This window comes from Allobosea sp. CER48 (genome assembly GCF_044752385.1).
Lineage (GTDB): Bacteria > Pseudomonadota > Alphaproteobacteria > Rhizobiales > Beijerinckiaceae > Allobosea.
This window is the reverse complement of record NZ_JBIWYK010000108.1, coordinates 1-8,245: the sequence shown is the minus strand read 5'-3', so window position 1 is coordinate 8,245 and position 8,245 is coordinate 1. Positions and strand designations below refer to the sequence as shown.

The 8,245-nt window shown below is 66.3% G+C and carries 10 protein-coding genes and 1 pseudogene; 7 read left to right on the top strand and 4 right to left on the bottom strand.

The genetic code is table 11. The features are described from left to right. The 3 genes and pseudogenes from ACIPIA_RS06375 to ACIPIA_RS06365 form a co-directional block, all read right to left on the bottom strand. Positions 1 to 327: pseudogene (locus ACIPIA_RS06375) on the bottom strand (SAM-dependent methyltransferase); the annotation flags it as partial. Between the two features lie 62 nt (positions 328 to 389). Further along, complete coding sequence (locus tag ACIPIA_RS06370) at positions 390 to 1,193, bottom strand: DUF1365 domain-containing protein (protein ID WP_400507753.1); 804 nt, start codon at positions 1,191 to 1,193, stop codon at positions 390 to 392. Beyond that, a complete protein-coding gene (locus ACIPIA_RS06365) occupies positions 1,190 to 2,548 on the bottom strand; it encodes an NAD(P)/FAD-dependent oxidoreductase (RefSeq protein ID WP_400507751.1) in 1,359 nt (452 codons plus the stop codon). Before ACIPIA_RS06365 ends, ACIPIA_RS06370 begins: the two co-directional genes overlap by 4 nt. A gap of 134 nt (positions 2,549 to 2,682) precedes the next feature. Between ACIPIA_RS06365 and ACIPIA_RS06360 the strand changes: the two genes are divergently transcribed. From ACIPIA_RS06360 to ACIPIA_RS06335, 6 genes are read left to right on the top strand one after another with little or no spacing between them, the layout of a single operon-like run. Next, positions 2,683 to 3,270, top strand: coding sequence for a hypothetical protein (locus tag ACIPIA_RS06360; RefSeq protein WP_400507749.1), 588 nt, complete (start codon positions 2,683 to 2,685; stop codon positions 3,268 to 3,270). A 36-nt stretch (positions 3,271 to 3,306) separates the two neighbouring features. Then, the gene (locus tag ACIPIA_RS06355; protein WP_400507747.1) at positions 3,307 to 3,675 is read left to right on the top strand and encodes a DUF2147 domain-containing protein; all 369 of its coding nucleotides are present in this window, start codon (positions 3,307 to 3,309) and stop codon (positions 3,673 to 3,675) included. A 55-nt stretch (positions 3,676 to 3,730) separates the two neighbouring features. Next, positions 3,731 to 4,351, top strand: coding sequence for a sigma-70 family RNA polymerase sigma factor (locus ACIPIA_RS06350; protein ID WP_400507745.1), 621 nt, complete (start codon positions 3,731 to 3,733; stop codon positions 4,349 to 4,351). Then, positions 4,348 to 4,974, top strand: a complete 627-nt coding sequence (locus ACIPIA_RS06345) for a ChrR family anti-sigma-E factor (RefSeq protein ID WP_400507743.1) — start codon at positions 4,348 to 4,350, stop codon at positions 4,972 to 4,974. Before ACIPIA_RS06350 ends, ACIPIA_RS06345 begins: the two co-directional genes overlap by 4 nt. 44 nt (positions 4,975 to 5,018) lie before the next feature. Beyond that, positions 5,019 to 5,771 (top strand): DUF1295 domain-containing protein, encoded by a 753-nt coding sequence (locus tag ACIPIA_RS06340; RefSeq protein WP_400507754.1) that lies wholly within the window; start codon positions 5,019 to 5,021, stop codon positions 5,769 to 5,771. Continuing rightward, the gene (locus tag ACIPIA_RS06335; RefSeq protein WP_400507741.1) at positions 5,771 to 6,793 is read left to right on the top strand and encodes an SAM-dependent methyltransferase; all 1,023 of its coding nucleotides are present in this window, start codon (positions 5,771 to 5,773) and stop codon (positions 6,791 to 6,793) included. Before ACIPIA_RS06340 ends, ACIPIA_RS06335 begins: the two co-directional genes overlap by 1 nt. A gap of 21 nt (positions 6,794 to 6,814) precedes the next feature. Here the strand turns inward: ACIPIA_RS06335 and ACIPIA_RS06330 are convergent, their stop codons facing one another. Then, on the bottom strand, positions 6,815 to 7,228 hold the full coding sequence (locus ACIPIA_RS06330) for a DUF2177 family protein (RefSeq protein ID WP_400507739.1): 414 nt from the start codon (positions 7,226 to 7,228) through the stop codon (positions 6,815 to 6,817). Positions 7,229 to 7,372: 144 nt separating this feature from the next. Between ACIPIA_RS06330 and ACIPIA_RS06325 the strand changes: the two genes are divergently transcribed. Further along, positions 7,373 to 8,221, top strand: coding sequence for an alpha/beta hydrolase (locus ACIPIA_RS06325; protein ID WP_400507737.1), 849 nt, complete (start codon positions 7,373 to 7,375; stop codon positions 8,219 to 8,221). The last annotated feature ends 24 nt before the right edge of the window (positions 8,222 to 8,245 follow it).

Genomic DNA, 8,245 nt, shown 5'->3' with positions numbered 1-8,245 from the left:
GAGATGGCGCAGGCGGTTGATCATCCGCGCCGGCCAGGCGCCCGAAACCAGCTTGCGCAGGGTCGCGTCATTGCGCGCGCCGAGCTCGATCAGAGCCGTGAGATCCGGCGTGTGAAGGTCTCCATCGCGATAGGCTTCGGCCAGGCCGATATCGCCATCCAGCAGGAGGCGCCGCATCGACCGCCAGTTGTCCAGGATCATCGTCGCCTGTGGCCCGGGCAGACCGGGCGCGCTGCAAAACCGCTCTCCATCGGGCGTGAAGACGGTGAGATGGCCGATCGTGATGCGGGAGAGCAGCCGGCGCATGAACCAGCGCGATGGGCCCATGCCACTCGCCGGCGCAAAGACTTGTTCAGGCATGCGAAAATGCTGTTCCAGGTCGGGCCGGCTCATGGCTGCCTAGGTCCTTTCGCATGAGCTGTCGCGGCTATGCCGAGGCTGAAGGATCGCTCGGGCGGCGCCGGATGGGGCCGCCAGGAAATCCGCTTCGCGAGCAGGCGCAGCGCGTGCCAGTGGATGGCCGCGGTGACCTTCAGCGTGAGCAGCGGATGGGTTGCGAACAGCCGCAGCAGCGCTGCGTCGCTGAGTTCCGCTCGCTGGCCGCTCAACACGGCGGTGATCAGGCGCCCTTCCCCGTCGCTGCCCTCGATGGCGACGGAGACGCGCTCGCCCGGCGGGGTGATCGCAAAGGCGTAGCGCATGTCGAGGTTCATGAACGGCGAGACGTGGAAGACTTTGTCGGCCTCTTGCCTCAATGCGCCTTCGGAACGATCGGCAGGCGCCACATAGCTATGGATTTCGCCGAAGGTGTTGTGCACCTCGTAGACGGTGGCGCAGAGGCTGCTGTCGCGGCGGTAGCAGAAATAGGTGCTGAGCGGGTTGAAGGCATAGCCGAGGATGCGCGGCATGGTCAGCAATCGGATCGGGCCGCCGTCATGCGAGATCCCGGCTTTCGCCAAGGTCTCTTCGATTTGCGGCCGCAACGGCCTGCCGCTGCGATCCCCGTAATCCGCGTCGCGAAAGGCGTAGAGATTGAAGCGATTGCGCGAGAAAAATCTGAGCTTCCCCGAAAGGCGATCGATCTCGTCGAGATCGAGCAGCATCCAGAACACGCGATAGGCCAGCGCATGCGGCCGCGGCCGAAACCGATGATGCCTCACGCGGCCGACATAGAGGGCGGATTGCAGGGTCATGCGGCCTGCTCCAGACGGCGCAGCATCGGAATGCGGCCGGACTCGTTGCGGACGCTCCATGGCCGGCGGACGCCACCAAGCGCCTCCGCGACGGCGAGCCCCGCCTGCAGGCCGTCCTCGTGGAAGCCCGACCCGAAATAGGCGCCGCAGAACCAGCTTCGACGCACGCCCTGGAGCGACCAGAGCTGCTCCTGCGCCGCGAGCGCCGCCGCATCGAACAGCGGGTGCTCGTAGATCTCCTCGTGGAGGACGGTCTCCGCACGCAACCCATCCGGCGGGTTGAGCGTGACGAAGAAGGGCCGATCCTCCTTCAGGCCCTGGAGCCGGTTCATCCAGTAGGTGACGGCGCATGCTGCGTCCGGCCGGCCGCGGTCGCCGATATGGTTCCAGCTCGCCCAGGCGCGACGGCGTTTCGGCATCAAAGCGATATCGTTGTGAAGCACGGCGCGGTTGCGGCTGTAGCGGAAGGCGCCCAGCGCCTCGACTTCCGCCGCGCCGGCATCGGCGAGCATCGCAAGCGTCTGGTCGGCATGGGTGGCGAAGACGACCTGATCGAAGGTCTCGGCCCAGCCGTCACCCGTCAGAACGGCATCGTTGGCTCGACGCCGGACCTGCCTGACCGGCGAGCCGGCCCTGACTTCGCCGGCAAAGGCGGCCCGCAGCCTCTGCACATAGACGCCGCTACCGCCGGTCACTGTCCGCCAGACCGGCCGATCACTGAGCTGGAGCAGTCCGTGATTGTGATGGAAGCGCAGGAATGCGGCGGCCGGATAGGACAGGATTTCCGCGCAGGGCGCCGACCAGATGGCCGCGGCCATCGGCAGGAGATGATCGTCCCGGAACGCGGAGCCGTAGCCGCCCGCCGCAAGATATTCGCCGAGCGAGATGGCAGCCGCCCCGCCGGCCAGCACGTCGCGGGAGGCATTCCGATAGAAGCGCGCGATGTCCTGCAGCATCTCCCAGAAGCGCGGGCGCACCAGATTGCTGCGCTGCGCGAACAGGCCGGAGACGCTGGTACCGCTATATTCGAGCCGGCCACCGTCGAGCGATACGGCGAAGGACATATCGGTCGCCTGCGTGGCAACATGCAGATGGTGCATCAACGCGATGAAATTCGGATAGGTCGCCTCGTTGTAGACGATGAAACCGGTATCGACCGCGGTCTCCCCGCCGGCACCGGCGACGCGAACCGTGTTGGCGTGACCGCCGATGCGAGGGGCTGCCTCGAAAAGCACAACCTCATGCGCCTGCCCCAGCAGCCATGCTGCCGAGAGGCCGGAGATGCCGGCACCAATCACGGCGATCCGCATCGCCCTGCCCCGTACCCGCTCCGTCGTCACTGTTTCGCTTGTCATGACGGGTATACGCGGCCAGGGCCGGACTGGATTTGCCGCCTTTCGACCAAAAGCGTGCCGGCCGAGTGACCCGCCGCAGCGGCTCCGACGTAAACCAGGAAAGGACGCGGCTTTCTGCGAGGGTGACCATGCCGATGAGCCGGTTGAAGCAGATGACCGCGGCGGTCAGCGCCTACGCAGCGCATCCCGATCCGCGGGCCGCGATTGCCAATGCAGTCGCGCTCGTGATCGTCTCCAACCAGCCCTTCTATCCGCTCTATCTCTATTGGGCGGTCGCGCCCGTGGTGACGCCGTCCTATGTCACCTTCCTGTCGACGCCGCTTTTCGCGACCGTGCCGGCCGTCATGCGGCGCAGCACCCTGTTCGGGCGATCCCTGCTGCTCGCGGCCGGCATCGGCAACACCGTGCTCTGCCACGCCGCCTTTGGCCCCGGCTCAGGGGTCGAGGTCTTCCTGTTTCCCTGCCTGATGCTTGCGCTGATGCTGTTCCGCCGCCCGGAGCGCGCCTTCGCTCTCGGCTTCGCGACGCTGGCTTTCACGGCCTACCTGCTGCCGCCAGCCCTGCTGGGTGCGCCGTTGCACCTCTACGGCCCCGGCGAATACGCAGCCTTGCAACGCCTGAATTTCCTGAGTGCGGCTTCTCTGACCGCTTTCATCGCGTGGCTCTTCGCCGCGCGCCTCGACACAATTTCGCGTGCCGATGAAACCACCGGGACGAGCTGAGCGTAGACGAGATGCATTCGCCGAAAGGACAACGCCATGATGCGTCTCCCGCTGGTCTTGGCCTTGGCTATCGTTTCGGCCGAAAGCGCGGCCGCCGGTGATCTTGACGGGACATGGTTGCGCGACGACGGCAATGCACGCGTCCGCATCGCACCCTGCGGCGACAAGATCTGCGCCACCAATCTCTGGATCGGCGACACCAGCAAGGGCGAGGCAGCCGGCGACAAGCTCGTGATGACGCTGGCCCGCCAACCCGACGGGACCTTCTCCGGCAACGCCTACGACCCCAAGCGTGACTGGACCTATTCGATGACGATCACCGCGACGCCAGGCGCGCTCGCAACACGCGGCTGCATCGTTGGGCGGCTGATCTGCCGCGACGTGAACTGGAAGGCCGCCGAGTGACGCAGACGCACCCAACCACGGTGATCCGGTGCGGCGCGACCCGCGTATCTCACATATGGTTCCTGCAATCGCCCTGACCGTCGACGGCATGCGCAAGGCGGAATCTGGCGCGCAAGGAGGTCGGTTCATCGTCTTGTTCGACCCCAACAGTCTGATTGCCGCCATTGCGCGCTCGGGCGACCGGGCGGCTTTTGCGGCGCTGTTCGACCATTTCGCGCCGCGCGTGAAGGGGCTGCTGATGCGCGGCGGCACCTCAGCGGAGCTTGCCGAGGAGGTTGCGCAGGAAACGCTGCTCGCGGTCTGGCGAAAGGCTGCCTTGTTCGACCCCGCTAAAGCCAGCGCCTCGACCTGGATCGCCACGATCGCGCGCAATCTGCGCATCGACATCGCCCGTCGCGAAACGCGCTCGCGATTGTCGCAAGTTTACGAGATTTTGGATGAAGAAGCCCCCGAACAGCCTGATGCGACACTCTCCGGCGCCGAACGCGATGCACGCGTGCGAGCCGCGATGACCCAGCTCTCTCCCGACCAGTATCGCGTTGTCGAGCTCGCCTTCCTCGAAGGCTTCAGCCATCAGGACGTCGCCGCTCGCCTCGCCATTCCCCTGGGCACGGTGAAATCGCGTCTGCGCCTGGCGCTGTCGCACCTGCGGGGCCGGCTGGAGGATCTGCGATGAGTATCTCTCATCGCCCATCCGAGGAAACTCTCGCCGCATTCGCCGCGGGACAGCTCGACGAAGGTCTGGCGGTCGTCGTCGCCTGCCATATCGAGGCGGACCAGGAGAGTCGGCGGCGGCTGCGGGAGCTCGAGGCCGTGCAAGGCGCGCTGCTGGATGCGATCGACCCCATCCCGATGGTTTCCGGCCCAAATCGTGCAGCAAGTGCGGGCCGAGCTGCGCCGATGCCGGCTGCGGCTGCCGCCTCCGTCGAAGCCGGGATGCCGCAGGTGCTTCGGCCCTATGGACTCGGTCCGTGGCGCCCGATCGGCATCCGCATCGCCATGCGGCGCGTCGAGGTTCCTGGTGCGGGCGCGCGCGTCTTCATGCTGCGCGCCGGCCCCGGCATAGCCTTGCCGCCTCACAAGCATACGGGGTTCGAATGGACCACGATCCTCGCCGGTGCGTATGAGCACGAATACGGGCGCTACGCGGCAGGCGATTTCGACGAGGCGGACACCGAACACGACCACACGCCGCGCGTCGACCCCGTCGAGGGCTGCACCTGCATCGTCGCGATGACGGGGAGCGTTCGGTTGCAGGGCTGGCTCGGCCGGCTGCTGCAGCCGCTGGTGCGGTTTTGACGATCGCATCGTTCGCTGCGGCTCTGATCTTCGTAGCCGTGGCCATGTCCAGCTTCATGGCCCTGGCGACGGTGGTCGAGCGGCGCACCGGCAATTCCGGCTGGATCGACGTGGTCTGGACTTTCGGGTTGGGCCTGACGGGCGTCGCCGGCGCCCTGTTGCCTTTCGGTGCCGGACCGATGCCGCGAAGGCTGCTCGTGGCGGCACTCGCGCTGGCCTGGGCGCTTCGGCTCGGCCTGCATGTCGCGCGGCGGACGCGCGGCATCACCGACGATCCTCGCTATGCGAAACTGAAAAAGGACTGGGGCAGCGCCGCGCCGCGGCAACTGGCCCGGCTGCTGCAGATGCAGGCGCTGGTCAGCATTCCCCTGGGATTGGGGATGATACTCGCGGCCCATAACCCCGTGCTTTCGCTGAACTGGCGGGACGTCGCAGGTGTCGCCGTGTTCGCCGCCGGCCTCGCAGGCGGCGCCGTCGCCGACGGGCAATTGCGTGCCTTTGCGCGTTCGGGAGCGGGGGGCATATGCGAGCGCGGCCTGTGGCGCTGGTCGCGCCATCCCAACTATTTCTTCGAGTGCCTGCTCTGGTGCTCCTATGCGCTGATCGCGCCCGCGCCCGGTTATCCCTGGGGCTGGCTCGCCTTGCTGGCGCCGGCCTGCATCACGCTCCTGCTCACCCGCATCTCCGGTATCCCGCCTCTGGAGGAGCACATGCTCGCCAAGCACGGCGAGGCCTATCGCGCATATCAGCATCGAACCAGCGCCCTGATCCCCCTGCCACCGAAAGGAGCGACGTGATGACGATCATGCAGAGGCTTTCGACCTGGGGAGAAGGCCTCCCTGTGCCCGATGCCGTCACCCGCGTGGTGATCGCGTCGCTGGTCGGACGCACTGCCCGGTCGCTCGCGGAGCAGCCGGCCGATGCCGCGGCCTTCGCACGCGACATGGCGGCGCTGCCGATCGCGGTCCATACCAATGCCGCCAACGCCCAGCATTACGAGGTGCCGGCCGCCTTCTTCGATCAGGTGCTCGGCCCAAGACGTAAGTATTCCTGCTGCTACTATGTCGATCCCGGCGACACGCTGGCAGCGGCGGAAGAGAACGCGCTGGCGCTGACCGCGGAGCATGCCGATCTCGCCGACGGGCAGGACATCCTCGAACTCGGCTGCGGCTGGGGCTCGCTGTCGCTGTGGATGGCGGCACGCTATCCGCAGGCGCGGATCGTCTCGGTCTCCAACTCGGCCTCGCAGCGCGCGTTCATCGAGGAGCGGGCACAACGGCGGAACCTCACGAATTTGACGGTCGTCACGGCCGACATGAACGACTTCGCGACGGAAGAGCGCTTCGACCGCGTCGTCTCTGTCGAGATGTTCGAGCACATGGCGAACTGGCGCGCGCTGCTGCGGCGTATTCGCGGCTGGCTGAAGCCTGGCGGCCGGCTCTTCATCCATGTCTTCGCGCACAGGCAGGGCTGCTACCATTTCGATGTCGCCGATACGGGCGACTGGATCGCGCAGCATTTCTTCACCGGCGGCCTGATGCCGAGCGCGGCGCTCGCGCACCAGTTTCCCGATCTCTTCGCCGTCGAAGCCGAATGGCGATGGGGTGGCGAGCACTACCAGGCGACGGCGGAGGACTGGCTGGCGAATTTCGATCGCAACCTCGCGGAGATCGATCCGATCCTGCGCGCAACTTATGGTGCGGACGCGCCGCTCTGGCGCCGGCGCTGGCGCCTGTTCTTCCTGGCGACGAGCGGCCTGTTCGGGCACGCCGGCGGCGACGCCTGGGGTGTCCATCACTACAGAATGCGCGCGGCCTGACGAAATCGGCTGAAACGAGGGCTAGACCCAGCCCCATTCGGCGATACGCCGGACGACGCCATAGGCGACCCATGTGCACAATCCGACGACGACCGTGCCGTAGACGAGGTCGACGAGCGTGATCGTCAGCGTCCACGGCCGCAACGTGGCGTAGTTCGTCAGGTCGTAGGTCGAGTAGGCCAGCAAACCGATGAGTGCGCCATTCAACAACGCGGTGCCAGCGCTGCCGTCACGCAAGGCCGGCATCAGGGCGAAATAGACGACACCGAGCGGGAAACCGAAATAGAACAGTGCAGCCGGCCAGTAGCGGACCTGCTCAACGATCAGCTCGCCGAGTGCGGGCCGGTAAAGCCTCGTCGTCATCGTGCCCAGCCAGATGGCATCGCAGATTCCGAAGGCGACGAGAAAGGCGATGTAACCGGCGACGAAGCGCATGACGACCTCCAGGAGTCTGCGAGGAGATACGTATCGCGGGCCGGGATGGTTCAGTATCGCCATGGACATGCAGCAGCCGCGACGCTGATCCAGCGCTGCTCTGAGGGCGTATAGATTGCGATGCTTCTCCGGCCCTGGGCGACGATGACGACCCGAATTGCAAGACGCGCGATCCTGCCGCTGCTGGCCGGGCTCGCCCTTCCTGCTTGCGCAGCCCTGCGTCCGGGCGGCCTGACAGACGGTGCCCGCGATGTGGCCTATGGTCCGCACGCCCGGCAGCGGATGGACATCTACGTGCCTTCCGGTGGCGGAAGCGCGCCGAAGCCCGTGGTCTTCTTCATCTATGGCGGCTCATGGGCCAATGGCGCCAAGGAAACCTATTCCTTCGTCGGAGACGCGCTGTCGGCTCGCGGGTTCGTCACGGTTATCGCGGATTATCGCCTGGTCCCGGAGGTCCGCTTCCCCGTCTTCATCGAAGACGGCGCGCTGGCGCTGCGTTTCGTGCGAGACAACATCGGCCGCTTTGGCGGCTCCCCGGGGGATATCCACCTGATGGGACATTCCGCAGGCGCCTACAACGCGATGATGCTGACGCTGGACAAGCGATATCTTGCCGCTGTGGGAATGCGCGCCGGCGACATCCGGTCCGCCGTCGGTCTTTCCGGCCCTTACGACTTTCTGCCATTCGATATCGACGTGACGAAAGAGGCGTTTGGCAACGCGCACCCCGTCCGGACGCAGCCTGTCCGCTTTGCAAGGGGTGATGCCCCGCCGATCTTCCTGGCGACGGGTTCCGCCGACACGACGGTCCTTCCACGCAACAGCGAGCGCCTTGCGCGGGCGCTCAGAAAGGCCGGCGCCCGATCGGTCTCGCTGAAGATCTATCCGGGGCTCGGTCATGCCGGCACAGCCACCGCACTCTCCAGGATTCTGCAGTGGCAAGCGCCGATTCTCGACGACGTCGTCGCATTTCTCCGAATCAGCGCGACCTAGGTTGTCTGGCATCGGCCGCCGGGA

Coding starts and splice junctions, on each gene's coding strand:
- ACIPIA_RS06370 (WP_400507753.1), bottom strand. CDS start 1,193: ATGACCCTGCAATCCGCCCTCTATGTCGGCCGCGTGAGGCATCATCGG.
- ACIPIA_RS06365 (WP_400507751.1), bottom strand. CDS start 2,548: ATGACAAGCGAAACAGTGACGACGGAGCGGGTACGGGGCAGGGCGATG.
- ACIPIA_RS06360 (WP_400507749.1), top strand. CDS start 2,683: ATGAGCCGGTTGAAGCAGATGACCGCGGCGGTCAGCGCCTACGCAGCG.
- ACIPIA_RS06355 (WP_400507747.1), top strand. CDS start 3,307: ATGATGCGTCTCCCGCTGGTCTTGGCCTTGGCTATCGTTTCGGCCGAA.
- ACIPIA_RS06350 (WP_400507745.1), top strand. CDS start 3,731: ATGGTTCCTGCAATCGCCCTGACCGTCGACGGCATGCGCAAGGCGGAA.
- ACIPIA_RS06345 (WP_400507743.1), top strand. CDS start 4,348: ATGAGTATCTCTCATCGCCCATCCGAGGAAACTCTCGCCGCATTCGCC.
- ACIPIA_RS06340 (WP_400507754.1), top strand. CDS start 5,019: ATGTCCAGCTTCATGGCCCTGGCGACGGTGGTCGAGCGGCGCACCGGC.
- ACIPIA_RS06335 (WP_400507741.1), top strand. CDS start 5,771: ATGACGATCATGCAGAGGCTTTCGACCTGGGGAGAAGGCCTCCCTGTG.
- ACIPIA_RS06330 (WP_400507739.1), bottom strand. CDS start 7,228: ATGCGCTTCGTCGCCGGTTACATCGCCTTTCTCGTCGCCTTCGGAATC.
- ACIPIA_RS06325 (WP_400507737.1), top strand. CDS start 7,373: ATGACGACCCGAATTGCAAGACGCGCGATCCTGCCGCTGCTGGCCGGG.